This window comes from Pseudomonas agarici (assembly GCF_900109755.1).
GTDB classification, from domain to species: Bacteria; Pseudomonadota; Gammaproteobacteria; order Pseudomonadales; family Pseudomonadaceae; genus Aquipseudomonas; species Aquipseudomonas agarici.
The window spans coordinates 63,000-86,466 of sequence record NZ_FOAR01000011.1 but is presented as its reverse complement, the minus strand read 5'-3'; the positions used below and the strand labels follow the sequence as shown (position 1 = coordinate 86,466).

Below are 23,467 nucleotides of genomic sequence, written 5' to 3'. Positions count from 1 at the left end.
TTGCCTCTGACGTTTATTGCATGCGGCACCGTCTCACTATAGCTGTAGCCGCTGGCGCAGCCCGGCGGCTACACAAGCCTCTAACAATGAAGACGATCATCCCCGGCATAGATCGCAGTATGCAAACCGCCCTCGGCATCGCGCCAGGCGCGGTACATGCCGGGGGTATTGAAGCTGAGCACCGTCTCACCGGAAGGCGAAACCGCCACCACTCCGCCGTTACCTCCCAAGTCCTTGAGTTCGCCCAACACGACTTGCTCACAGGCCTGATTCAGGCTCGCGCCGGTCAGGCGCACTCGGGAAGCGATGTTGTGGGCCACCACCGTGCGTATAAAGAATTCGCCATGGCCGGTGGCTGAAATCGCCGCGCTGCGGTCGTCGGCCCAAGTACCGGAACCGATCAGCGGCGAATCGCCTATTCGCCCATAACGCTTGTTGGTAATGCCCCCGGTAGACGTGGCGGCGGCAACATGCCCGTGACTGTCCAAAGCCACCGCGCCGACGGTCCCGAACTTCTTTTCGACACCGCCCGGCTCCAACGATACAGTCTGCGGCTGCTCTTGTTGCGCGGCCCATTGGCGAAGGCGTAGCGGGGTGTCGTACCAACTGTTGCTGACGTGCTCCAAGTCCGCTTGTTCCGCCAGGAAGCGGTCAGCTCCGACACCGGCCAGGAGCACATGCTCACTATGCTCCATCACTGCCCGTGCGCCGCGAATCGGGTTGCGCAGGTGATGAATACCGGCCACGGCCCCGGCTTCCAGATTGGCGCCATTCATGATTGCCGCGTCCAGTTCATGGTCGCCGTTTTGGGTAAACACCGCGCCCTTGCCTGCGTTGAACCAGGGGCACTCTTCCAGTTCCACCACACTGGCTTGTACCGCGTCCAGGCTGCTGCCGCCCCGCTCCAATACGACCACTCCGGCTTTGAGCGCTTGTAGCAGCGCCTGGTGAATCGCGTCCTCGTCGGTCGGGTCGAGCAGGCCGGGGGTCAGTACACCGGCGCCGCCATGCAAGGCCATCGCAATTGAATGGGTCATAGCGTGTGTACTCCGTGATCAATAATCTGGCTCAAGAAACGTTGGGTGCGGGGGGATTTCGGCGCGGAAAAAAATCGTTCGGGCGGTGCCTCTTCGACGATTTCGCCCTGGTCCATAAACACAATGCGGTCGGCGACCTTACGGGCAAAACCCATTTCGTGGGTGACGCAAATCATGGTCATGCCCTCTTCGGCCAAGCCGGTCATCACCTCCAACACCTCGGCGATCATCTCCGGGTCCAGGGCCGAGGTCGGCTCGTCGAACAACATGACCTTGGGCTGCATACACAGTGCCCGGGCAATGGCGATACGTTGCTGTTGGCCACCGGAAAGCTGCGCTGGGAACTTGTTGGCGTGGTCGCGCATCTGGACCTTGTCGAGCAAGCCCAGCGCTCGCTCAATGGCCTGGGCTTCTGGTACGCCGAGGTTAGAAGTTTGCGGCAGGGTGCAGTTCTTCAACACCGTCAGGTGGGGAAACAGGTTGAAGTGTTGAAAGCACATGCCGACCTGGCGGCGAATCCGCTCCAGACCTTTGACGCTGGCGTTGAGTTCTTCGCCCAGCACTTCCACCAAACCCTGCTGATGCTGCTCCAACTGATTGATGCAGCGAATCAGGGTGGATTTGCCGGAGCCGGAAGGCCCGCAGATCACCACTTTTTCACCGGTTCGCACGGTCATGGAGACGTTTTTCAACACCTGGGCATTGCCGAACCATTTGTTCAATTGCTCGATGCGCACGATAGGTACGGCATCAACCTTGGCAGTCACTTTCATGAGCGGCTCTGCTCCATTCGTTGTTCAAGGTGTCGGGCATAGCGCGACAGTGCAAAACAGATGACGAAGAAATAAAGTGCCAGGAACACGTAGATCTCATGGCCGTAGTTGACCCATTCCGGCGCTGCGGCGGTGCTCATGGCGATGCCGACGATGTCCAGCACACCGACGATCATGACCAGCGTGGTCTCCTTGAACAGGCCGATAAATTGCGTGAGCAAGGGCGCGATGGATTGCTTGAGCACTTGCGGCAGGATGATCTGCCCCATGGCTTTCCAGTAACCGAAGCCCAAGGCCTGCGCCGCTTCGTACTGGCCCCTGGGCAGATTCTGCAAGCCGCCGCGCAGGGTCTCGGCCATGTAGGCGGCGGTGAACAGGATCAGCACCAACTGCACGCGCAGCAGAATGTCGAACGCCGAGCCGGGTGGCAGGAACAACTGGATCATCAGCGAAGCCATGAACAGCAACGAGATCACCGGCACCGAACGCACCAGCTCGATGTACAACACGCTGAGCAGGCGAATCACCGGCAATTTCGAGCGTCTACCCAACGCCAGCAGGATCCCCAGCGGCAGCGCAAAAACCATCCCCACCACGCCGAGAAACACGGTCACCAGCATCCCGGCGAACTGGGTCGAGGACACGGGCGTCAAACCGACACCACCCTTGAGCAACCACCACATCAACACTGGCAGCACGGCCAGGTAGCCCAATAACAGACGCCGATCCAGGCGCTTGAAAAACAGTAGGACAAACGTGGCGCCGGCCAGTATCAGCGAAAGGCTGACTCGCCACTGCTCGGCCTCTGGATAAAAGCCATAGACAAACAGGTTCCAGCGCTGGGTAATCGGCAGCCAGCAAGCGCCGGCGGGATTGCAGTCCTTGCCGCTGGTGCCGACGAAAGTGGCGTTGAACACCAGCCAGTTCAGCGCGGTCGGGATGCACCAGGCCAACAGGGCGATTGTGCCCAGGGTCAGCAGGCTGTGGCCCGGACTGGGAAATAGCTGGCTGCGACTCCAGGATAGGGCCCGTTGTGTCCAAGGCAAACGCGGCGGCAATTGGATGGGCAGGACTGGATTTATTGCGCTCATGTTCAGTGTCCCCTCTGGCTGATATGATGGTTGTAGAGGTTCATCGCCAGGGAGATCAGCAAGCTGATCAGGCAGTAAGTCCCCATCACCAGAGCAATGCATTCGATGGCCTGGCCGGTCTGATTCAAGGTGGTGCCGCCGGTCGAGGAGACCAACTCCATAAAGCCGATCACCACCCCCAGCGAGGAGTTCTTGACGATGTTCAGGTAGGTGTTGGTGACTTGCGGAATCATCGGGTACACCGCTTGCGGAACGATCAACTGACGCATAGTCGGACCTTGCTTGAAGCCCAAGGCCTTGGCCGCTTCATATTGCCCCCGATGCACCGACTCGATGGCGCCCCGGACAGTTTCCGCAATGTAGCTGGCGCTGTAGAACGATAGGGCCAGGCACAGCGCCAACAACTCTGGCACCAGGACGATCCCACCCTTGAAACCGAATCCACGTTTCACCGGGATTTCCCACTGCCAATGGGCGCCACTGATCCAGTACACCAATAGCGGCAACAACAATCCTCCAGCCAGTAGCAGCGGCCAGCGGGGCGGCGTGAAATCTCTCCAGGCGCCACGACGCTCCTTGAAACGACACGCCAAATAAGCCAGCAGCATGCCCAGGGCAATCAAGGCCAGACCCCAGCCGACCAGATTGCCCTGTCGCGGCCAAGGCAGCATCAAGCCGCTGTTGTTCAGATAGACCACGTCAAACAACGACACCGACTGCTGGACCCCTGGCAACGCCAGGGCCAGGCCGTACCACCAGACCAGATGCACCACCAGCGGCACGTTGCGCAGGAACTCGATGCAGGTGCTGCTCAGGTGCCTGATCAGCCAGTTCTGTGAAACCCTGGCCAGACCCAGCGCGACACCCAGCAGGGTCGCCAGCACGATACTGAGCGCCGAGACCAGCAACGTGTTGAGCAGCCCTACCCAGTAGGCCCGTGCGTAACTCGCGTCCGGGGTGTAGTCGATCAGCGAGAAACTGATGTCATAGCCCGCACGCTGAGACAAAAAGCCGAACCCGGAGGCGATGTTCAACTTCGCCAGGTTCGCCGCCGCGTTGCTGACCAACAGATAGAGCACCGTCGCTACCAAGACCAGGACCAAGCCTTGCTGCAAGAGGCTCATGATGCGAAAACGAGGAGTCAACATGACCGGCATTCCGTTCGGTTAATCAAGGGTACGCAACCATCAACGAATCGGCGGCGCATACAGCAACCCTTGGTCCTTCCAGCTTCGGTTGAGCCCACGCGGGAAGTTCAGCGCGGTCTGTTGGCCGAGGTTACGGTCATAAATTTGCGCGTAATTACCTACCTGCTTGATCGCACGATAAGCCCACTGGTTGTCGAGGCCAAAGGCTTCGCCGACAGTGCCTTGGCTGCCGAGCAAGCGAGCGATATCCGCTGGCGCCTCTTTTTTCCCGCGCAACTCATCGACGTTGTTGGACGTGACGCCCAGTTCTTCGGCGGTCATCAGGGCGTAGGCGGTCCAGGTCACGATGTTGCGCCAGGTGGTGTCGCCCTGGGCCACGAACGCGCCCAGGGGCTCCTTGGAAATCACCTCCGGCAACAGCGCATAATCCTTGGGATTGCTCATCTGTGTGAGGCGCGAGGCCAGGCCGGACAAATCATTGGAAATGGCATTGCAGCGCCCGTGCTGGAACGCGGCGAAGAGTTCCGGGCTCTTCTCGATGACCACGGTCTTATAGGTCAGGCCGCGCTGGCTGAAATAATCCTCCAGATTCTGCTCGGAGGTGGTGCCCGGCGACAGGCAGAAGGTGGCACCGTCCAGGTCCGTAAGCTGCTTGATGCCGTCCTTGGCATGGGTCATAAAACCCTGGCCGTCGTAGAACCAGACGGTGGTGAAATCCACTCCCAGGCTGGCAATCCGGTCGGCGGTCCAGGACGTGGCACGCGAGAGAATGTCGATTTCGCCAGAGGCGAGGGCGGTGAAACGGTTTTTCGCGGTGGTAGCCAAATACTCGACCTTGTTCGCATCGCCCAATACGGCGGCGGCCACGGCGCGACACAGATCGACGTCCATGCCAGCCCAGTGGCCTTTATCGTCAATCAGCGAGAAACCGGGCTTGTCGCTGGCCACCCCACAGCGCACCGCGCCGTGCGCCTTGACCTTATCCAGCACACCCGCCTCGGCAGTGCCGGCCAGGGTCAACGCCAACGCCGAGGTTGCGAGTAAAACCTTCACCTTGTTCAATTTATGCATATTATTTGCCCTTGAGAGTTTTTCTTCTTGTTCACCCACGGACGGCAGGTGGCGTGTTTACGCACAATAGACACTGGGGCGGGCATTGGGATAGCAACTCTTGATCCACTATGCTGGCCGCGCTATCGAATTTTGGAATAACTTTATGAATATCGACTGGTATGAAGATTTTCTCGCCCTAGCCGATACCGGCAAGTTCACGGCGGCGGCCAGCATGCGCGGCTCATCGCAGTCGGCATTGAGTCGGCGCATTCAATTACTGGAAGCGCGCCTGGGGACCACCCTGATAGATCGGGACAAGAATCCAGTACGCCTGACCGCCGCCGGCGAAGCCTTGTTGCCCAACGCCGTGGAACTGGTACGCATGGCCCGCGACTGCGAGCAAAGTGTGAAAATCGTCAACCGCCCCTTGACCTTCGCTTCGTTGCACACCTTGGCCTGCAACTTTTTCCCGGGCTGGATCAGCCGCCTCAACCGCCCCGAAACACCACTATTCACCCGCATCGATACCGGCTATCGCAGCACCGATGACTACTACATGGCACTGATGTCGGGACGTTGTGACTTCATCCTGTTCTACCGCGATGCCAAGACCGGCCCCTACTCACGGCAAAGCGAGTTCGAGGTGAAATCGCTGGGTCATGACGAACTGTATTGGGTTGCCACGCCGGCCTTGGCCGAGCATTGCGCGCGCACCGACGAACCGATCCCGTTGTTGAGCTACGCGCGCAGCGCGCAATTGCATGAACTGTCGCGCACCCAGATCAAGCGCCACCCCCAGCCCCAGCGCTTGCGCCAGGTGTTCGAAGCCACCGTCTCGGAAGCCCTCAAACCGATGGTGGCCAGCGGTCAAGGCGTGGCGTGCATGCCCCACAGCATGGTCGCGCCACTGATCGAACGACAGGAGCTGGTGCGCCTGTACCCCGATATGGAGTCCGATCATCTGGAAGTGATCCTGGTGCGCTGGCGGGATAACCGTAATCCTCATACCGAGGCTTTTTGGCAACGACTGGTCGAGGAGTGTTGAGGATTTGGAGGGGGGGGAGGTGGCGATAGGCGGCGTGCGCCTCGACAAGAGGACGGGTTCTGCTGCTCAGTGTCGGTGCCTGTGATGGATATCGGGAAAGTGAGCATGACTGTGTCGGATGGGAGCATGGTGATGTAAATGGCTATGAGGTTGAGTGTCGCCCCACTCAAAGGCGTGCTTATGTTGATGTTGTTCGTCGTGAACGTGCTGATGGTCATGCGTCTGCGGATTATGTTGATGTTCGTGTAAATGACTCTCGGTGAGATGTATCCAGACTCCAATCGCCATTAGGCCCGCAGCGCCCCAAAACACCCATGACACGGTTTCGCCTAGAAACAGGATTGAAATAGCTGCTGCTAGGAATGGTGCGGTAGAGAAGTACGCCCCCGTCCGCGCTGTTCCGAGCCCTCGCAAAGCCAGCACGAAAAGTACCAGGCTTACGCCGTACCCTAAGAAGCCTACGAGCAGCGTTGGCCCGAGCAGAGAAAATTCCGGGAGATGCATTCCCAGGGCAATCCCCAAAGTGCAGTTGATGACCCCGGCGACCAGGCCCTTGATGCCTGCGATGAACAACGCATCCGACGCTGAAACCTTCCGGGTAAGGTTGTTATCGATAGCCCAACAAAAACAGGCGATTGCTACTGCGAGCGGACCCATCCACCCGTGGATCTTTGGTGAGGTTTGAGGCCAGCCCAACAACCCCCCCCCTGCAACAATTGCGATCATTGCAATGACGATTCGCCTATCGGCGTTCTCCTTGAAAACCATCCATGCAAGAAGGGCGGTCAACACCGTCTCAAGGTTCAGCAACAGCGAAGCCGTGGTGGCAGATGTCAGGGAAAGTCCGAACATCAACGCCACCGGACCCAGCACTCCACCTAATGCAATAGCGCCAAGGAGCCATGGCCATTGCGATGTAGTTAAGCCGGAAGGCTGCCAGCCGCGATCACGGATCAGTCTGCTGACCGTCAAGCCTAAGCCGCTTCCCAGGTACAGCAACCCGGCGAGCAGGACTGGAGAGACGTTAAGCCCCAGAACCTTGGCCAGAGGGGTGCTGGCGCCTTGAGTGCAGCAGCACTCAAGGCGTAGAAAATGCTTTTGGTCATCATCCAATCCGTAGCAAGGGTATTGATGTGACACACGATACTCGTCGCAAGCGGATAGCGTGTTGAATCGCCGTTTGGGGGCGATGAAAAACGTGGGGCCCCGAGGACGACTTAAGCATACGGGGTGGAAACCTGCGACATCGTGGTAGCGACGGGCTTTCGAGCTTACTGAAACTTCAGCGTTGAAATGGCAAGGATCAAAAAAAGGTCATCGATTTAACAGACGATAAATCACCCGTGGAAGGGAGCTTGCTCGCGAAGCGGACAGTACATCCAAAATACCTTCGCAGTGGCGAGATGACCCTCTACAACATCAGGCGCCGGTTGAATTTGGTTTCCATGACGATATAGGACGATGTATGGGCCACACCCTTGATCAAGTTGATCTGCGTGAGTTCGCCGTTGAGCTCGCCTAACGTATGGGTGGCGACGTGAATGATAAAATCCGATTCGCCGGAGACGGCATAGACTGCCTGGACCGAATCCATCTTACGCAGTGCGGCCATGACATCGGTATAACTTTTGTTGGTGCAGGAGGTCATGGTGAAGCAATTGACGGTTTGTTGCAGCTTGTCCTGGTTGATTCGGACGCTGTAGCCGGTGATCACGCCAGCCTTTTCCAGGCGATTGATCCGCTCCTGCACCGCTGAGCGCGAGACCCCAAGCTTGCGTGCCAGAGAGGCCGTTGGCTCGCGGGCGTGAAGCTGCAAAAGCGCAAGCAGTTGCTTGTCCTTCTCAGTCAAACGAAACAACGAAGTGGGACGCTGCTCATCCATGGATAGGTTCGCACTCTTGATAGGGTTCAGTGTCTAGCCGCTCGGCGTGTCGAGCGCGCTTCCTGGAACATATCCATCAGTTTTAATCCGGCGTAGACCGTCTGCGCTGCGGCAGGCCCAAAAGGTCCACCATTCCACTCCAGGCCATAGGCATCGAACAGACGGTAACGATCAGATTCGTCGCAAATCGCCTCGGCGACAACCCGTGCACCGATTGGCGCGGTGTTCATACCATGACCACCAAATGATGTACAAGCCCACAGCCCCTGGCCCAGCATACTTATGTGCGGCATTTTGTGGCGAGCGTAGCCCATCAGTCCGGACCAGGCTTTTTCGATTTTCAAGCCGCGCAATTGTGGGAAGACGTTGAGAATATCGTTGGTCAGCATGTGCGCCAAACGCTTTTCATCCTGCACATCTCGCGTGGTGATGTGCCCGCCCCAGAGCAGGCGATCACCCTCGACCACCCGGTAGTAATCCGAGGCACGGCGACTATCACCAACGGCATCGGTGGTGCGTATCGAATCCCGCAGCCGGTCGCCCAAGTGTTCGGTGAGCACCACATACGTCGCAATCGGCAAAAAAGCGCGCCGCAATCGGCCGAACTCAGGGCCGCCATAGCCGCCACAGCAGTGCACCACGTTGCCGCAGTCGACCATCCCTTGCTGAGTCATGACTTGATGGCGGTTGCCTTGGCTTTGCACCCCAATCATGGGCGAATTTTCATAGAGAACGCCGCCCTTGGCCTCAATCAACTCGGCCAAGCCCAGGCAATAGTTCAGTGGATGGAAGTGAAACCCATGGCTGTCGCGCAACCCATGAAAATAGCGTTCAGTATTCAATCGCGTCCGGATCGCCTGGGTATCCAGATACTCCATGTCGAAATTGAACGCCTTGGCCATCCGATCACGTAGGCGTTGGAGATTATCGCCATCGTCGTAGCGCAATACGCTCAGCTTACCGCTGGTGGGCGCGCAGCCCTGTAACTGATGCTGATCGATCATCTTGCGAACGATGTCCACGCCTTCTAGAGAAAGCTTGAACAGCGCACATGCCGTCTCAGGGCCACACCGGCGCTCAATTGATGACAACCCTTCGGACCAGCCCTGCAGCACGAAGCCGCCATTGCGTCCGGAAGCCCCCCATGCAACCCGCGCGGCTTCCAGCAACACCACCGAGCGTCCCCGGGAAACCAGCTCCCACGCGGTGCTCAACCCTGCCAAACCGCCACCGATCACACAGACATCAGCCTGAACATGGCCAGTGAGTGTCGGGCGCGGCGATGCGTATCGCATCGTAGCGGTGTAATAACTGTTGCTGTATTGGGACATGAATCGGTCATCCTTTGGCAGGAGCAAAAACATGCCGTACACCCGCCGTCAGGATGGGTGTACAAGCGTGTTGGTTATTGCACGGTGGTGAGGTCGTTGCCGTACCACTTCTCGGAAAGTTTCTTCAGCGTGCCGTCGGACTTCATGTCTTCGACGATCTTTTTCAGCTCAGCCGAAAACGCTTCGTCGCCCTTGTCGACCGCTAGCGCCAGAGGTTCGTAATACGCCGGTTTGCCTTGCGCCTGAACGATGGGGTAGCCATGTTCCACGGCGCCTTTGATCGTCGGCAGTGCAGACAGCGTGGCATTGAGTCGAGTGCCATTGCCCAGGCGCAAGTCATCCAGCGGCCCCATGCTGTCGCCGTAAGTCCGGACCTCACCTGGCTCTACCTCATAGCTGAAAGGCGGAACACCTACCGCATCGATCTTTAACCGGCGATTGATGTAGTCCTCGGAAGTGGTGCCTGCCTCCACACCGATCACCTTGCCGTTAAGGTCAGCGACCGTGGTCCCGGCGGCATCCTTATGCACCGCAAACACATACGGGGTGTAGTAATAGATTGCAGGGAAATCCAGGACACGGGCACGCTCGGTAGTCGGGGTCATGGAACCCACCGATATGTCCCAACGGCCTGACCAGCGCCCTGCGGTGATGATGCCCCACTCCGGCGTGACGAACGTCACCTTGGCGCCCAGGCGATGGCCGATCTCGGTAGCCACATCAATATCGAAGCCTTTTAGCGCATTGTCGTCTCCCAGGAACGACTGCGGCGGCCAGTTAGCGGCAGTCGCTACTTTCATGACCTTGCTTTGATGGATGCGGTCGAGCGTTGCGCCAGCCCAGGTAGAGCCTGTGGTGACGAATACAGCGCTGGCGACAGCTGCGGCAGCGAAGAAGCGAGTGACAGAGGTCATCGGTAAGTCTCCAGGTGTTGCAGGTTGACGCGGATGGTCAGGCTTATCCGCTGATGAGTGCATGGCGATTGCGCCGACTGCGTCCTGGCGCCCCTGCGGCCATTAATGGCTGAGGATTTGCGAAAGGAATTCCTTGGCCCGTTCGTGTTGCGGGTTATCGAAGAAAGCCTGTGGTTCGCCCTGCTCGATGATTCGCCCCTGGTCCATGAAGATGACCCGGTCAGCCACCCGCCGAGCGAAACCCATCTCGTGGGTCACACACAGCATGGTGATGCCTTCCTCTGCCAGCTCGCCCATTACGTCGAGCACCTCCTTGACCATCTCTGGGTCAAGCGCCGAAGTTGGCTCATCGAACAACATGATCCGGGGTCGCATACAGAGGGCGCGGGCAATGGCGACACGTTGCTGCTGCCCGCCCGAGAGTTGGCCGGGATACTTATCGGCCTGGTTACCGATTCTCACTCGCGTGAGATATTCATGCGCCAGTTGGCGGGCTTCTGCCTCGCTCAGCTTGCTCACCAGACGCGGCCCCAGTATCAGGTTTTCCAGCACGGTCAAATGCGGGAATAAATTGAATTGCTGGAAGACCATGCCGACATGCCGCCGAACGGCAGCCACACTCGCCGCGCTACGGGTCAGTGCCGTGCCGCTGATGAGCACTTGGCCTTTCTGGAAGTCTTCAAGCAGATTGAGGCAGCGGATGAGTGTCGATTTGCCCGACCCGGAAGGCCCGCAAATGACGAGGATTTCCCCGCAAGCAACGTCCAGGTCGATGTCTTTGAGAACGTGAAAATCGCCATACCATTTTTGCAGCTTGCGAACTGACACAGCTGATCGAGGGGTAGGGCGGAGGGGATCGAGGGCGCCATTCATGGTGTTGATCCTTGTTCAGCGGTGAGCACGGTCAAAGCGCTTCTCGAGGCGAGACTGGACGGTCTCCAGGACAATCGACAACAGCCAATAAAGCACGGCGGCGGTGATCAGCATTTCCAGATGCCGGAACTCGGCACGTCCCTGTGTACGCGCCAGGAACATCAACTCCCAGACCCCAATGACCGACACCAACGAGCTGTCCTTGAGCATTGAAATGAACTGGTTGCCTGTTGGCGGAATGATCAAGCGCATGGATTGCGGCATGATCACGCGGGTCATGACCTGAAAAGGCGTCAAGCCGATAGCCCTGGAAGCCTCCCATTGGCCGCGTGGAATGCTATGGATGCCAGCACGGAAGATCTCGGTCATGTAAGCGCCGTAGCAGAGCGACAACGCCAGGACACCAGCCGGAACCGCACCGACTACATAACCAAGCTGGGGAATGCCCAGGTAGATGAGATAGATCTGGATCAGCAATGGCACGCCGCGAAAGAACGAGGTGTAGAAGTTCGCAATTGCAATCGCAAAGCCGTTGGAAGATAACTTTGCCGTCGCTCCCAACAGCGCCAGGACGAAGGCAATGCTGATAGAAATAGCGGACACGTACACCGTGGTGAATACCCCTTGGGTGATCATGAATCCGACTTTGCTGAGGATGAAGCTGTAAGACAAATTGAAGCTGTCGAAAAACAACAGGAACAATAGAAGCAGCTCGCCCCAGACGGTGATGATCTGTGCCCGCAATGGGAATCGGCCTAGGATAAACAGGTTGGCGACCAGCGTGACGGTTAAGGTGAACGCCACAGCGAGATCACGCAACAGGGGCGACGTGAGGTCGGCAACGATGGGGGCCATCAGCTTTGCTAAGCCACCCTCTCCAGCGCCAGCAAAGAACGCGATGACAAATATCGCAACAGCAACCACCCCCATGAACGCGATGTTGTCGGTCGCCCGACTTCTAATGATGTTGTCTTTGTACATCGTCTTTCGTCCCCTAATGGAGTAGAAATGCCAACGTGTTCCATTTCCATTATGGGGGTGCAACCTGCTGTGGAATATCTTGCGATTTGTGCTTATTTTGAGATTTTTTTGAGCATTTACAGGGTGTATAACTGTAAATATGACGGTATTACCTTTTCAGCACACGGGTTGACCAAACGTCTGTTTCATCTGTGACGTGGGAATAAGAGTAATGTCTGCGCCGAGCATTTCTTGAATGTTGAAAGGCGCTTCAAGTGAACGAGCCCCATGAAAGGCAGGACCCCGCTCCTCCCTTAAGATAGCCGCTGAGACCGTCGAGTGCTTCCACGCCAACCAGCGCGTGGCTAGCCATCTGCGCTCGCCGCACAAAGGCCGCCACACCACCCAAACCGAGCACATGCCCAAAAGTCCCCGCGAACATGCCGAACGGACGCCGCAGCAATTGATCCACTGGGCAGAGCAGACAGGCTCGAGTGCGGCTGGCGTCATCGCCTACATCCTCGCGCGCCGAATCTACCCGCGGCACGGCTTCCGCGCCTGCCTGGACATCCAGCGCCTGAGCAAGCAGCACGGCGAAGATCGGCTGGAAACCGCTTGCCAGCGTGCACTGGCACTGGGCGCGTGCAGTTACAAGAGCCTCGAATCGATCCTGCGCCAAGGCCCGGAACGGCTGCCGCTGGTCCACAAAGCTTGCCGCGACGGTTACAGCGTGCGCTATTTACGCCTGTCCCGCTTGATGGAAGAGCTGGGCTTGGCCCACGGCGACGTCCGCTTCGCGAAACTGATGGCGAGTTATACCGAGACCGACTTGCTGATCCTGGACGACTGGGGCTTGGCGCCGTTTACCGCAGCGCAACGGCGCGACATGCTCGAACTGCTGGACGACCGTTACGACAACCGTTCGACACGGTGACCAGCCAAAAATAACAGTGGACAACGGGCATGCACTGATCGGCGATCCGACCTTGGGCGACGCGATCCTCGACCAGCTGGTGTACAACGCTTATCGAATCGAGCTGAAGGGCGAATCGATGCGCAGGCGCGCAACGAAATTGACGACGGCAGAGGCTTCAGACTAACAATGCAAACCTGCGTCGGTGCGCTCCGGCTGCTTGTCCGAATGAGCGTGGAGCGAGTGTCCAGATGTTGGTGGGCCGAGTGTGCGGATGGCATGGAGTCGGCAACCTGAGAATATGACTGCCGAGAACTAGTGCGCGATAATTGCCGAGATAGGTAGTCTTTCCGGAACTGACGTTGTACTTTACTGTCACAACGGAGCTTTATTCCAAATTTACGGATGGCAAATTAGCTACCAAGGAGAGGTAGAGGATGGCTTTCGACGCGTTTATTCAGATCGCAGATATTCCAGGCGAATCTGTGGACGAGAAGTACAGCAACTGGATTGAAATTACCGGCTATAACTTTGGTGTCAGCCAAAGCACCTCCGCCACCGCAAGTTCCTCAGGCGGTGCTTCATCCGATCGTACCACCATGACCAACTTCACCTTTACCAAATACCTCGACAGCGCCAGTTGTAAGCTGATGCAAGCCAGCTGCACGGGTCAGCACTTGAAGGACGTAAAGCTGGTGCTCTGTCGAGCGGGCACCGACAAGCTCAAGTATTACGAAGTGGCGCTTGAAGAAGTCATCATCGCTGATTATACGCAGAGTGCGAGCTCCGGTATTCCCATGGAAATCGTACAGCTCAATTACGGCCGGATGAAAACCACTTACACGCTGCAGAAACGTGTCGATGGCGCTGCGGGCGGTAACGTGACCGGTGGATGGGACCGGATCAACAATAAAAAGTATTCGTGAGGCACGACCATGGCCGAAGTACGATCCTTTATTAATGCCAGAACACAGACCTTCGACTCTCTGATAGCGAACCTTGTGCTGCCAAAGAATGCTAAGGCCAAGTTGGTTGCCCTCAACTCCCATATCTCGGGCGGTGTTGTCCTCGCAGGCGATCTAGTGATTGTGGGCGACGCGTCCACTCCATCCTCTACCGCGCAGGAAGCCGCGCTGATGGCTAAGGCTGCTGAGGTACACACAGCGTTGATGGTAAACGGAGAGGGTGCAGACGACTTTTTTCTAGAGAACTTTGAACTGCTCAAGACCACGATTTCCTATACCTCTATGGGTGTTGGTGCTGCAAGTGATGGTTGGAGCAAACACCTGAACTCCATCAAAGAATCGCTTCAAAGCATTGAGAAATTGTACCGGGAACACATGGGCTCCGGCACCATGACCCAAAGGGACGCCTTCTATACCAAGAGAACAGAACTGTTCATGAAGCTTGAAAAGCAGCTTGACAGTTTCGCTGCATTTGGATCTCGGTTGCGTAACGAAGGCTCGATAAAGAGACTGCTGGGGCTTTCGACGAACAGCTACATGCATACAGGGGAAGTTGCAGGTTATGCTGATAAAGTGTCTGGCGTGGCCAAAGCTTCTAAATGGATCAAGAGAGGAGCTTATATCGGCACCGCACTTGAAGTCGGCTCCTCCGGACTTGCCATTCAGAAAGCTTGCACGCTAGGTCGCGAGGAGCAGTGTCGTAAGGTGAAATATGTTGAGGGTAGTTCACTGTTGGGCAGCGCCTTTGGGGCCGGTGCTGGTGGATTTGTAGGAGGGGCAATTGCCGCCACAGCTTGCGTCGCAATCGGTATTCCTACGGGCGGTGTGGGTGCACTTGCATGCGGCGTGGTTGGAGGTGTTGTAGGCGGTTGGGGGGGAGGAGAACTAGGCGAGTCGCAAGGTGAAAAGCTCGGGGAGATTTTTTACGGGAAAATGATAAATGACTAGCGCCCAAATAGGTTTGTCCGCTGGATTTGTACTAGTATCTATCGGGGTGGTGTTACTTGCTGTAATACTGATCGCTCATAAATACGTTGAAAATATCGAAGATCGCCTCCCGAACTGCTCTTATATAAAAGACAATAAACGTGTTTGGTCAAGCGCTGGCTTGCTCGGAAAGGTTATGAGAGGGGGTATCATTGCAATGGCATTAATTATGCCGAAGATGCATGTTGAAAGAGGTTTGGTCGACGCTCAAGAGTTGAATAATCTTCCGAAGCGTTATAAGTATCTTCTCATAGTGCCTCTGGTTACGTGTTGTGTGTTGCTTGTTTTTCTTATCGTGCTGAGAATAATGGAAAAATATGTCGCGTAGTCAGGTGGTGGGTGCAAAGTCATATAGCAGTTTAATTGTAGTGAGTAATCTAATGTGCGATCAGCTCTAGGCAGATTATCTATTGCATCCCAGGCCTTGACGCCTCATTAAACGTCTGTTTATAGTCCAATGCTGCTATCCCGGATATTTACTCAGGTTGAAATTGAAGTAAAGGTCGCCGGGGTTTGGAGGTGGCTGGAAGCCGATCACCGGGCTTATCGATGGATACGCTGCGAGCGTAGCCGTTACCCTTTCAAGATATGGCGCGACCTGACTCTCGGTGCTCTCGGCAGTGGCGTAACCTGGCCATTGCCTTCGAGCATTACAACGAGCAGCATCCGCACAGCGCCTTGAACTATCGCTCGCCGAGGGAGTTCAGGCGCTTGGCGGCAGCATCAATTTAACAGGGAGTTGGTGTCCGGTTTTGTAGGGGCAAGTCCAGTTCCATGGCGGTTGAGAGTCAGATATGAAGGGTTGCGCTGCATGGTAGGCACCGGAAATGAATCGCCTGAATGTCACACCTCAGTGGTGCACTAGCCGAAAATGCTAGCGCCGGGGGGATTTAAACCCGCATCTAATCCAGTGTTTCCGGGTCTTCCAGCGCGATTGCTGTCATAACGCTGTCATTACTGTAATGAGTCACACATAGCTCGATAAGCTTGCCAAAAAGTGCCAGACAGTTCTGCAGGTCATGAACAAAATTTTCGAAATTATTCGACGAGATCACGACATTATCTGCATGCGCTAGGGTGTGCCGAAGGTCTTTCCAGCTTTTAACGTGCGCTTTCTCAAGGACACCGGATTCGCTTATGTCCGTGAGGATGGTAGATACTGTTTTTGTTTTCAAATTTCCTAAAAAATTCAGGATGGTTTTTTTCCAGTTGGTGGAATGTTAGCCGCTGACGATTTAATGAATTTTCGGGTGTCTGAAATCTCTTGCAAAGTTTTGGCGTCTAAATCCGTGTTTGTCGAAAAATAGTTTTTTACCATTCCCTCTATATTTACACAAAGCACGAGTGCAGCAGCTTCGGTGTTAGCCTTAGATATTTCTTTGAGACGGTGCCAGTAATTAGCTAAATGGTTAAGACCTTTGTGTCTTGCTTTCATGTACATCTGCAGGAATTTATCTAGCTCGGCCTCCCTTCTTGGAAAGATATCGACGATGGGATCTGCCATGGTATAAGTGTTTTCGCTAACTCTCCCTTGAATGAAAGCTTCATATGCGGTTCCATTTCTCGCAATAATGAACGAGGCTTCGAGAAGCTGTCCAGTTGCAATGCTGATCCCCTCCAGAAGATAGAATAGTGTATCTAATATAATCGGATCTTTGCTGTCCGCAATCTCAATATCTAGCTTGTTGCCTTTTTGTATCATCTCAATAGTTCTTGTTCCTTGCGAAAGTGCCAGTTTCGCTAGCTCCATAGACCCTCTGCCGTTATCTATGAACTCATTGAATGGCAATCGGTAGATGCCATTTACCGCTATCAATGCTCTGCCGCCAGGGTCTGGCTGTTTCAGCTGTGTAATTGATCGAGCGTTGTTGAGGCGGAGCTCTAATACCGTGCCTGAGGGGTATGTATCGATTCCTTGTTGTACGAGGATGCGGTTGTTTTTCCATGTTCTACCGGAGGCGTCCTCCGCCTCTAATGTGAAATATCTTTCTTCTGGAATTATGCCTGGATGGTCGCTCCATAAGAAATTCATCATTTTTATGGATCCCGAGGTGGTCGAGGCAGAATACATTTTGACTTTTAAATTTTTCTTCTCGTCAAAAAATAAACAGCCAGGCCCGTTGAAAACCAATGGAGAGTTGGGAGTATTCTGAGTAAGGGTGATGTTAAAGCACTCGATGGTGGCTTCACGCCCCGCGATAGAGTCAATTTTCGTCTGGTCGAACATGATCAGTCCTTTGAATACTCGGTGTTGAGCCCCATTTTAGCTCTGCTTTTGAGCCTGAGGATTCATTAGTGTCCGGCATCCACCTTCCGTATACCCTGGCAATCATTGTCCAGTCCCTGTGCCCCATCTGCTGAGCTACCCACATCGGATGCTCACCCGCTGAGAGCATCATGGATGCGTAGGTGTGGCGAGTTTGGTAGGGGCGGCGGTAGCGCACGCCGGACTTCTTCAGCGCGTGTGCCCACATTGTTTTTCTGATCGGTCCGTCTCCCACCCAGCGCTCGCCGGTCCTTGGGTTTTGGAAAACCTCTGCATCCGCAAGAAAAGTGAAGGCTTTCTGAGCCTTTAGCGCTTCCATGGCCGGCCCTAGTAGCTTAATGCTTCGCTTGCCCGAAATCGTCTTCGTTACCTCGGCTTTACCCTTGGCTGCCTGGGTCATCGCTCTGGAGACGTGCACTTCGCCGCGCAGCCAGTCGATATCACCCCAATCGAGCGCTACAAGCTCACTGGTGCGCATGCCGGTCCAGAACGCAAACTGGACCATGTTCTGTGCCTGGCCGGTGAGCGCTTCCGCTATCGCACGCTGCTCCTCGGCTGAAAAAGGGTCCACGTCGTCGTCTTTTACTTCGCCCTTACGCGCGTAGGTCCAGCCAGCCAGTGGGTTGATGTCGATCAGTTCCTCGTCGACCGCGTCGTTCAGCGCAGAGCGTAGGCAACTCTGGATGTTGCTCAGCGTCTTATTACTGACCTTCTGGGTGTCGAGCCAGTCGCGGATCGTCTTCCGCTTGAGCTCAACGACCCTGGTCGGGCCCAGCGCTGGGATCATGCGCTGCTCCACTATCTTCCGATAGCCCTCAAAGGTGCTGCTAGAGACGTGCTTTTTCTTTCCGGTCAGCCAGCGAGTGAGGAAACCAGCCACGTCTTCCCGGCAGACCTCTGGAGCGAACCGCGCCGCTCGCGGGGAGTTTGGAAAAGTAGCTAAGTAATCAAATACGCCTGTAGCAATGTCATGCTCAATAACATTCTTGTAACGCTCTGCGAGCTTTAAATTAGTGGCGGTAGGCTTGAGCGAGAAGCGCTCACGGCACCTAACCCCGCGGTACATGAACGTGATTTCGATACTCGAGTCCGAGACCGCCCGAACTCCCCGCCCATCTCTACCCATGTCTCATATCCTTTCACATCAATTAAAACCCGGCCATCTGGGGCCTTGATCCATATTTCTCCGAGTCGCCAAATCCCGTCGCGAAGTTTCGAGCGGATAGCGTCTTCGGAGTAGCCAGACTCGCTGGCGAATTTCCTGACGGTCACGTAGCGCATATGTCGTTAATCCTGACTCGTCAGGGTTTGCGACTGCGCGCAGGATGACGTATCTGTTAGTTGACTCCGGCTCGCTGGAGAAGCGCTGTCTTCAGGCTTGTCGTTGACTTCTTGCATGTAAATGCAGCGGTTAACCCTGTGTTGGTTCATTTTCCGAGTTCCTTTGAGCTACCCGGATAGGCTACGGGCGGCTGCCCGGCGTGTGTTTCGCTTTCAGGCAACAAAAGCGACGGAATTTGAAATCAGGATTTCCCAGCCGGGGAAAGTGGGCGAGCCTGCGCGGAGTGACGTGACGCGAGTCAGGTTGCAGGTTGTCCTTTAAAACCCTCAGGCCTGCTGCAGCCTTTTCTGTTCGTATGCAATGCGGTTCATTACGCAAACTGGAATTGCGAACCCTTGGATATTTGTTTTGAGGGTTTCGCAACCGTCTTCGACGATTCCGCAGGGCACACCCCGACGGAAACGCATTCCCCTCCCGACGTAATTCCGCAGGATGATTTCCCAGGACTCGTCGTCGTAACAAAAGCCCGAGATCTCAGCCCAGTTCGCCGTAACGCCGCTTCCAACAATCCCTGCAGCTGTCAGACAGAAAATTTCTACTTGGTTTTCCTGTGTCACAGGTACGGCGTAAATCCGGCCGTTCGGTGCTACTGGAGGGAAAGTCTGTCCATTGCCTAAGTGGCGAAATTCCATAGTGATGCTCCGAATGCATGAGGTTGCACGACACGCTATGCCAAGGTCTGGAAATCCCAAGCCTGCGGAGCTCATAAGCTTATGCCATTGGGTTTCCTGGACGCCTTCGTAAGCTGTGGCAATCAAAACAAGGAGTGACGCCATGGGTAACAAATCAACAACGATCCGAATCGGCTTTCTGGCCGCGACAGTAGCTCTTCTGGTTGGGTGCTCTGGCACCCGCGGGGCTAGGACTGTGCAGCTTCCTGAGCCGGAGGATGTACCGAGGGAAAAATGGTCGGATGCTATGCATGTTCTGACCGCCATGGGGATTTCCGGGCAGCGTGACATTCCAATCGAGCTGGTAGAGGCAGTTCATGGCGCGAGCCCAGCCGCCGGCTCTGGAGAAGTACTCGGGGATGCTGGATTAGGCGCGGGTAGCTTCGCGTCGCCACCTACAGGGCTGAGTGGTGGCGCGGCAGCGGGAATTGGCTTGGGTTTGATGCTATTAGGTGGGGCGAGCGATCCGGCGCGCGCAACTCAGGTTGTCGCGTGGGTACCCGCTGACCAGGTAGGCTCGTCGGACGCGGCATCTGCTCTTGCATTGCGTAAAGTCGAAGACGCTCGTAAGAAAGTTTTTGCCAATGGCCTATCGAAGCTGTCAATGCAGACAGGTAAATATCCTGATGGTCATGCCCGCAGCTATGCATCCTTGGCAGATAGCTACGCAGAGCGGCCCATTCCATACATTGATGAGTTTTCTAAATCGCCGAGCTTTCTGAGATCTTCACTCAGCTACGGACCGATCTTCATCCGTGACAACCAGTTCACGCTTGATGCCTACAAGAACGACATGACGACTTCGGAGGCCATGCAGCTTGTATCACAACACTTGCCTGAGTGGATCTACATCTACCACCCTGGCCAGCGGCTGAGGAAAAACTCGATCCCTGCGGCAATCTTCAATCAGGGCAGGGCGCTCTACTTCGTAGGGAAATAATTCTGCTGGGCTGTAGCGCCGTGGGGTTTCGAAAATCTGCGGCGATTTTTTGGGTATGCCTATCCAGATACAGGCTTATTTTGCCTTTTTCGGACTTTCCGCTTGATAAGTAACACCCATAGTGCAACAGCATTAGTAGAACGTCCTAACTGATACAGGCACCTATCATGTTCATCCGCGCATACCTCCGAGCCTCCACCGTCGAACAAGACGCCGGCCGTGCCCGGGCCTCGCTCGAGCAGTTCGCCAGCGACCATAACAAGGTCATTGCAAGCGTGTACTTGGAGAGCGCCAGCGGCGCCACCGCCGACCGGCCTGAGCTGCTGCGCCTGCTCAAGGATGCTCGTAAGGGTGACGTGTTGCTGGTGGAGTCGATAGACCGCCTCTCCCGCCTCCCAGTGGAGGACTGGCAAAAGCTAAAGGCTGCGATCGATTCCAAAGGGCTTCGTATCGTTGCGCTCGACCTGCCAACCAGCCACCAGGGAATGCAGAACACCAAGGGCGACGAGTTCACCGGGCGGATGCTGGGAGCGATCAACTCAATGCTGGTGGAAATGATGGCAGCCATCGCCCGCAAGGATTACGAGCAGAGGCGCGAGCGCCAGGCACAGGGCATCGAGAAAGCAAAGGCGGCCGGCAAGTACCAGGGCAGACCAGTGGACGCCGATCTGCATAAGCGTGTACGAGAGCTTCTGGCCGCCGGCCTAGGAATCCGAGCTACAGCACGACACGCTGATTGCTCCACAACCACCGTAATGCGTATTCGGGATGAAGAGAAGACACTGTAAGGTCAATCTGAATCTGGCGTAAAACCTGAATCAACCTGACCGTGCAGTGCGTAAAATTCAGTTGCTGGCGGCAAGCCTGTGGCAGTCGTTCCCAGGATGCTTGCAGTAATCACTTTGCCGTCTTTCACGCGGGCCAGAGCATGCAAAAAGATCGGGGTCTCTCCGATGAATGACGACATAATTTCGTTAATTCCGCCGGCTGCGTGTTGACCCTTGAAGAGATCCACCTTGATCGGATCTTCACTTCCCACCTTCACAACATCTAAGCGCCACTTGTCGCCAGCACTCTTGATTGAAGTGACGTAGTAGTTTCCGTCAATCCGAGTGGGGGTAGTAACTTCTCGCTCTCTTTGGCTTAGCTGAACAATCTGATCACGCTCAAAAACCGCATTACCAGCGGTAACCTTCGTGGCGTCGGGAGTGCTTTTCACGATCGTAATCAGTGCCTGATTGGTATCGGCCAACGCCGATGCCATCTTCTGATTATTTTCAATTAGCCGGGTCTCTAGACTGCTGCGATTGGACTCAGCAGCAATGGCCAATTCGGTGCTTTGCTGGTTGGCATGACCAAAATACAGCGCGGCGACCAAGGCAAGACCCACTACCGTAATGACAATCTGACCACCGGTCATTTTATCGATCATTTTCTCACCCAGTTTGTTGAAGGTTTCCTGCAAATAGGCCTGGATGTCGCTAGAGCCCTCCGCGACGCTGAAGGTTAGCTCAAGGGCTGATCTATCCTCCTCCGTCAGCGCGCGTGCGCCCTTAGAGTACACGTTATCAGCGAAGATACGATTTATGACCTGCTGGTATTCCAGAAGCCCTTTCATGAGCGGGGTCGTCACAGTGCTGTGATAACGCCCCCCTTCTACGTCTAGCTCAAAAAGTGGCCAGCCGTCGAATTTAATCAGGTAAGAATCTTCATCAGACAAGACTCCAGCCAACGCCTGCTCCAAAACCGCCAGTGCGTCCGACTCGCTACGAATTACTACTTCCCTTACTTCACTCATGTAGCCTTCCCTGGTTTATTCGACGGGCCGACGAGTGTCTGCCGCTAAGCCGCTTAATTATAAGGGACGGATTGAAGCACATTGCCAGCATTTGGGAAATGCCGCCTGAGTCGCAGGAAGAGCTTCAGAAGCGAAATGAGAAAACGAGATCTCATGGCGACGAAAAAGGCCTCGTTGGATGTACCTAACGAGGCCTCAGTCTGATCTTTTGCTGTCAGCCTGCTGTCACAAGAAAACCGAGCTGACAACGTATAGGCGCCATAGCCTTGATTTATATGGTGTCCCAGGGCCGGTTCGAACGGCCAACCTTTCCCTAGGGGGGGCAAAATTTTCCGTTGTTTAAAAAGGCCCCCCTGAAAAGGGGCTACATCAGCGCGTTGGTGAACTGCTTGGCGCTGGCCAGGGCATTCGGGCAACCGCTCCCCATGCAGGGTTCAGTACCACCACAGCGCTTAAACCCGCGATGAAGTGACCAAGTAGCGAGGCAGTTTTGCGCACTGTCGAGCAGCAGTGACATCCTTTACGAATTCTAACCAGGCTGTATTCGCCGCCTGGGTAGCATTCCGGTCGCCTGGAATGTGCTGGCTCGTCTAACGGCCCAGGTGCCGTAGCAATACCCTGATAATTCTGGCGCGCAGGAGAAAGCTTGCGACAGACACCGCAAGCCTCATACCGCCCGCCAGTTCGCCTAAACGGGCGAACGCAACGATATTCACCAAGGCAAGTACCATGATGCCGTGGTACTCAGCATTGGCCTTGCCGGCAGCCAGAGCCTGATGTTCGGTGAGCATCCACTTCTGCGACAGACAGAAGGGGCATACGGACGACTCCGGGTCACGGCCGCCCACGGGTATTCCATTGATGTAGAACGGCACGCTAGTGACCACCTTTGGAACCATCATCTTCTTGCAGCACTGGCACTTAACTTTGCTCATGACGTGAACCTGCTGGACTTGGCACATGCCTGAACGTTACCCGAGCACTGGCGAATCCCAAGCCACCACCATGCGCATCTGCCGATGTGCTGAGAAATCAGTCGGTGTGATGCTTCTTATCGAGATGATCTGCGACCTTGTAGCCAATCACCGCAGCCACTCCCAGCGTGCCGACCACGCCGATGACCGCATAAACCAGTAGCTCAATCGAGTCCATGTCTTGCTCCTTCTGGGCTGAAAATTTGCACTGAATACAGCTTCTCATCTGCCATGCCAATCCCAAGGTTTTTATCCTCCTGAAATGCGTTCCGTCGGCTCTTGGGTGACTAAATTCCAAAGCGACCAGAGCACCGCTCATATCCGCTCCGCGACACGTTTCAAAAAAAACATGCTCACTTCCCATCTATTACTTATGGGAGTCTGACGGTTCACCTCCCATAGAGTGATCTGCCGATCTGAGCGAAGGGGTGTCGTGAAGGGGTGTTGTCTCTGTAACCCGCATGAATACTGGGTTTCAGATCTTTCACGAGCTTTGTACAAGAT

At 55.6% G+C, this 23,467-nt stretch carries 22 protein-coding genes and 4 pseudogenes; 9 read left to right on the top strand and 17 right to left on the bottom strand.

What is annotated here, in order from left to right; genetic code table 11:
* Positions 1 to 80: 80 nt before the first annotated feature.
* From BMX68_RS12410 to BMX68_RS12390, 5 genes are read right to left on the bottom strand one after another with little or no spacing between them, the layout of a single operon-like run.
* The gene (locus tag BMX68_RS12410) at positions 81 to 1,037 is read right to left on the bottom strand and encodes an isoaspartyl peptidase/L-asparaginase family protein (RefSeq protein WP_017133165.1); all 957 of its coding nucleotides are present in this window, start codon (positions 1,035 to 1,037) and stop codon (positions 81 to 83) included.
* The gene (locus BMX68_RS12405; RefSeq protein ID WP_017133164.1) at positions 1,034 to 1,810 is read right to left on the bottom strand and encodes an amino acid ABC transporter ATP-binding protein; all 777 of its coding nucleotides are present in this window, start codon (positions 1,808 to 1,810) and stop codon (positions 1,034 to 1,036) included. Before BMX68_RS12405 ends, BMX68_RS12410 begins: the two co-directional genes overlap by 4 nt.
* Positions 1,807 to 2,901, bottom strand: coding sequence for an amino acid ABC transporter permease (locus tag BMX68_RS12400; RefSeq protein WP_026013306.1), 1,095 nt, complete (start codon positions 2,899 to 2,901; stop codon positions 1,807 to 1,809). Before BMX68_RS12400 ends, BMX68_RS12405 begins: the two co-directional genes overlap by 4 nt.
* Before the next feature lie 2 nt (positions 2,902 to 2,903).
* On the bottom strand, positions 2,904 to 4,049 hold the full coding sequence (locus BMX68_RS12395) for an amino acid ABC transporter permease (protein ID WP_017133162.1): 1,146 nt from the start codon (positions 4,047 to 4,049) through the stop codon (positions 2,904 to 2,906).
* A 39-nt stretch (positions 4,050 to 4,088) separates the two neighbouring features.
* The gene (locus BMX68_RS12390) at positions 4,089 to 5,120 is read right to left on the bottom strand and encodes an amino acid ABC transporter substrate-binding protein (RefSeq protein ID WP_017133161.1); all 1,032 of its coding nucleotides are present in this window, start codon (positions 5,118 to 5,120) and stop codon (positions 4,089 to 4,091) included.
* A gap of 145 nt (positions 5,121 to 5,265) precedes the next feature.
* Between BMX68_RS12390 and BMX68_RS12385 the strand changes: the two genes are divergently transcribed.
* Entirely contained in the window at positions 5,266 to 6,147 is an 882-nt protein-coding gene (locus tag BMX68_RS12385) for a LysR family transcriptional regulator (RefSeq protein WP_017133160.1), read from the top strand.
* Between the two features lie 66 nt (positions 6,148 to 6,213).
* Here BMX68_RS12385 and BMX68_RS12380 read toward each other — a convergent pair.
* From BMX68_RS12380 to BMX68_RS12355, 6 genes and pseudogenes are all read right to left on the bottom strand, one after another.
* Positions 6,214 to 7,253: pseudogene (locus BMX68_RS12380) on the bottom strand (DMT family transporter).
* Between the two features lie 305 nt (positions 7,254 to 7,558).
* Positions 7,559 to 8,029, bottom strand: a complete 471-nt coding sequence (locus BMX68_RS12375; protein WP_017133158.1) for an Lrp/AsnC family transcriptional regulator — start codon at positions 8,027 to 8,029, stop codon at positions 7,559 to 7,561.
* 26 nt (positions 8,030 to 8,055) lie between these two features.
* Entirely contained in the window at positions 8,056 to 9,360 is a 1,305-nt protein-coding gene (locus tag BMX68_RS12370) for an NAD(P)/FAD-dependent oxidoreductase (RefSeq protein ID WP_017133157.1), read from the bottom strand.
* 74 nt (positions 9,361 to 9,434) lie between these two features.
* Positions 9,435 to 10,274: a transporter substrate-binding domain-containing protein gene (locus tag BMX68_RS12365; protein ID WP_017133156.1), complete on the bottom strand. Its 840-nt coding sequence runs from the start codon at positions 10,272 to 10,274 to the stop codon at positions 9,435 to 9,437.
* 102 nt (positions 10,275 to 10,376) lie between these two features.
* Positions 10,377 to 11,147 (bottom strand): amino acid ABC transporter ATP-binding protein, encoded by a 771-nt coding sequence (locus tag BMX68_RS12360; protein ID WP_017133155.1) that lies wholly within the window; start codon positions 11,145 to 11,147, stop codon positions 10,377 to 10,379.
* 15 nt (positions 11,148 to 11,162) lie between these two features.
* Positions 11,163 to 12,128: an amino acid ABC transporter permease gene (locus BMX68_RS12355; RefSeq protein WP_017133154.1), complete on the bottom strand. Its 966-nt coding sequence runs from the start codon at positions 12,126 to 12,128 to the stop codon at positions 11,163 to 11,165.
* A gap of 304 nt (positions 12,129 to 12,432) precedes the next feature.
* On the opposite strand from BMX68_RS12355, the pseudogene BMX68_RS25930 reads away from it, so the two are divergent.
* The 6 genes and pseudogenes from BMX68_RS25930 to BMX68_RS25485 all read left to right on the top strand — a co-directional run.
* A pseudogene (locus BMX68_RS25930) lies at positions 12,433 to 12,816 on the top strand (IS21 family transposase); the annotation flags it as partial.
* Positions 12,805 to 13,207: pseudogene (locus BMX68_RS25925) on the top strand (ATP-binding protein); the annotation flags it as partial. The pseudogenes BMX68_RS25930 and BMX68_RS25925, both read left to right, overlap by 12 nt.
* 250 nt (positions 13,208 to 13,457) lie before the next feature.
* The gene (locus BMX68_RS12340; protein WP_017133151.1) at positions 13,458 to 13,946 is read left to right on the top strand and encodes an Hcp family type VI secretion system effector; all 489 of its coding nucleotides are present in this window, start codon (positions 13,458 to 13,460) and stop codon (positions 13,944 to 13,946) included.
* A gap of 9 nt (positions 13,947 to 13,955) precedes the next feature.
* Positions 13,956 to 14,933 (top strand): hypothetical protein, encoded by a 978-nt coding sequence (locus BMX68_RS12335; RefSeq protein ID WP_017133150.1) that lies wholly within the window; start codon positions 13,956 to 13,958, stop codon positions 14,931 to 14,933.
* Positions 14,926 to 15,300 carry a hypothetical protein gene (locus tag BMX68_RS12330; protein WP_017133149.1) on the top strand — a complete coding sequence of 125 codons (375 nt, stop codon included), beginning with the start codon at positions 14,926 to 14,928 and terminating at the stop codon, positions 15,298 to 15,300. The genes BMX68_RS12335 and BMX68_RS12330 overlap by 8 nt, the downstream gene beginning before the upstream one ends.
* A gap of 296 nt (positions 15,301 to 15,596) precedes the next feature.
* Positions 15,597 to 15,704, top strand: a pseudogene (locus BMX68_RS25485) (integrase core domain-containing protein); the annotation flags it as partial.
* 457 nt (positions 15,705 to 16,161) lie between these two features.
* On the opposite strand, the gene BMX68_RS12315 reads toward BMX68_RS25485, so the two are convergent.
* The 3 genes from BMX68_RS12315 to BMX68_RS12300 form a co-directional block, all read right to left on the bottom strand.
* On the bottom strand, positions 16,162 to 17,199 hold the full coding sequence (locus BMX68_RS12315) for a hypothetical protein (RefSeq protein WP_017133147.1): 1,038 nt from the start codon (positions 17,197 to 17,199) through the stop codon (positions 16,162 to 16,164).
* Positions 17,177 to 18,364 (bottom strand): Arm DNA-binding domain-containing protein, encoded by a 1,188-nt coding sequence (locus BMX68_RS12310; RefSeq protein WP_051000664.1) that lies wholly within the window; start codon positions 18,362 to 18,364, stop codon positions 17,177 to 17,179. The genes BMX68_RS12315 and BMX68_RS12310 overlap by 23 nt, the downstream gene beginning before the upstream one ends.
* A gap of 482 nt (positions 18,365 to 18,846) precedes the next feature.
* Positions 18,847 to 19,212: a hypothetical protein gene (locus BMX68_RS12300; RefSeq protein ID WP_026013303.1), complete on the bottom strand. Its 366-nt coding sequence runs from the start codon at positions 19,210 to 19,212 to the stop codon at positions 18,847 to 18,849.
* 142 nt (positions 19,213 to 19,354) lie between these two features.
* Between BMX68_RS12300 and BMX68_RS12295 the strand changes: the two genes are divergently transcribed.
* Both BMX68_RS12295 and BMX68_RS12290 read left to right on the top strand, forming a co-directional pair.
* Positions 19,355 to 20,191, top strand: a complete 837-nt coding sequence (locus tag BMX68_RS12295; RefSeq protein ID WP_017133143.1) for a hypothetical protein — start codon at positions 19,355 to 19,357, stop codon at positions 20,189 to 20,191.
* 167 nt (positions 20,192 to 20,358) lie between these two features.
* Positions 20,359 to 20,979: a recombinase family protein gene (locus BMX68_RS12290; protein ID WP_017133142.1), complete on the top strand. Its 621-nt coding sequence runs from the start codon at positions 20,359 to 20,361 to the stop codon at positions 20,977 to 20,979.
* Between the two features lie 2 nt (positions 20,980 to 20,981).
* Here the strand turns inward: BMX68_RS12290 and BMX68_RS12285 are convergent, their stop codons facing one another.
* The 3 genes from BMX68_RS12285 to BMX68_RS25480 form a co-directional block, all read right to left on the bottom strand.
* Complete coding sequence (locus tag BMX68_RS12285; protein WP_017133141.1) at positions 20,982 to 21,989, bottom strand: hypothetical protein; 1,008 nt, start codon at positions 21,987 to 21,989, stop codon at positions 20,982 to 20,984.
* Positions 21,990 to 22,579: 590 nt separating this feature from the next.
* Positions 22,580 to 22,924, bottom strand: a complete 345-nt coding sequence (locus BMX68_RS12280; RefSeq protein WP_017133140.1) for a hypothetical protein — start codon at positions 22,922 to 22,924, stop codon at positions 22,580 to 22,582.
* A gap of 97 nt (positions 22,925 to 23,021) precedes the next feature.
* A complete protein-coding gene (locus tag BMX68_RS25480; protein WP_143063282.1) occupies positions 23,022 to 23,282 on the bottom strand; it encodes a hypothetical protein in 261 nt (86 codons plus the stop codon).
* Positions 23,283 to 23,467: the final 185 nt, after the last annotated feature.

Coding starts and splice junctions, on each gene's coding strand:
- BMX68_RS12410 (WP_017133165.1), bottom strand. CDS start 1,037: ATGACCCATTCAATTGCGATGGCCTTGCATGGCGGCGCCGGTGTACTG.
- BMX68_RS12405 (WP_017133164.1), bottom strand. CDS start 1,810: ATGAAAGTGACTGCCAAGGTTGATGCCGTACCTATCGTGCGCATCGAG.
- BMX68_RS12400 (WP_026013306.1), bottom strand. CDS start 2,901: ATGAGCGCAATAAATCCAGTCCTGCCCATCCAATTGCCGCCGCGTTTG.
- BMX68_RS12395 (WP_017133162.1), bottom strand. CDS start 4,049: ATGTTGACTCCTCGTTTTCGCATCATGAGCCTCTTGCAGCAAGGCTTG.
- BMX68_RS12390 (WP_017133161.1), bottom strand. CDS start 5,120: ATGCATAAATTGAACAAGGTGAAGGTTTTACTCGCAACCTCGGCGTTG.
- BMX68_RS12385 (WP_017133160.1), top strand. CDS start 5,266: ATGAATATCGACTGGTATGAAGATTTTCTCGCCCTAGCCGATACCGGC.
- BMX68_RS12375 (WP_017133158.1), bottom strand. CDS start 8,029: ATGGATGAGCAGCGTCCCACTTCGTTGTTTCGTTTGACTGAGAAGGAC.
- BMX68_RS12370 (WP_017133157.1), bottom strand. CDS start 9,360: ATGTCCCAATACAGCAACAGTTATTACACCGCTACGATGCGATACGCA.
- BMX68_RS12365 (WP_017133156.1), bottom strand. CDS start 10,274: ATGACCTCTGTCACTCGCTTCTTCGCTGCCGCAGCTGTCGCCAGCGCT.
- BMX68_RS12360 (WP_017133155.1), bottom strand. CDS start 11,147: ATGAATGGCGCCCTCGATCCCCTCCGCCCTACCCCTCGATCAGCTGTG.
- BMX68_RS12355 (WP_017133154.1), bottom strand. CDS start 12,128: ATGTACAAAGACAACATCATTAGAAGTCGGGCGACCGACAACATCGCG.
- BMX68_RS12340 (WP_017133151.1), top strand. CDS start 13,458: ATGGCTTTCGACGCGTTTATTCAGATCGCAGATATTCCAGGCGAATCT.
- BMX68_RS12335 (WP_017133150.1), top strand. CDS start 13,956: ATGGCCGAAGTACGATCCTTTATTAATGCCAGAACACAGACCTTCGAC.
- BMX68_RS12330 (WP_017133149.1), top strand. CDS start 14,926: ATGACTAGCGCCCAAATAGGTTTGTCCGCTGGATTTGTACTAGTATCT.
- BMX68_RS12315 (WP_017133147.1), bottom strand. CDS start 17,199: ATGTTCGACCAGACGAAAATTGACTCTATCGCGGGGCGTGAAGCCACC.
- BMX68_RS12310 (WP_051000664.1), bottom strand. CDS start 18,364: ATGGGTAGAGATGGGCGGGGAGTTCGGGCGGTCTCGGACTCGAGTATC.
- BMX68_RS12300 (WP_026013303.1), bottom strand. CDS start 19,212: ATGGAATTTCGCCACTTAGGCAATGGACAGACTTTCCCTCCAGTAGCA.
- BMX68_RS12295 (WP_017133143.1), top strand. CDS start 19,355: ATGGGTAACAAATCAACAACGATCCGAATCGGCTTTCTGGCCGCGACA.
- BMX68_RS12290 (WP_017133142.1), top strand. CDS start 20,359: ATGTTCATCCGCGCATACCTCCGAGCCTCCACCGTCGAACAAGACGCC.
- BMX68_RS12285 (WP_017133141.1), bottom strand. CDS start 21,989: ATGAGTGAAGTAAGGGAAGTAGTAATTCGTAGCGAGTCGGACGCACTG.
- BMX68_RS12280 (WP_017133140.1), bottom strand. CDS start 22,924: ATGAGCAAAGTTAAGTGCCAGTGCTGCAAGAAGATGATGGTTCCAAAG.
- BMX68_RS25480 (WP_143063282.1), bottom strand. CDS start 23,282: ATGAGCGGTGCTCTGGTCGCTTTGGAATTTAGTCACCCAAGAGCCGAC.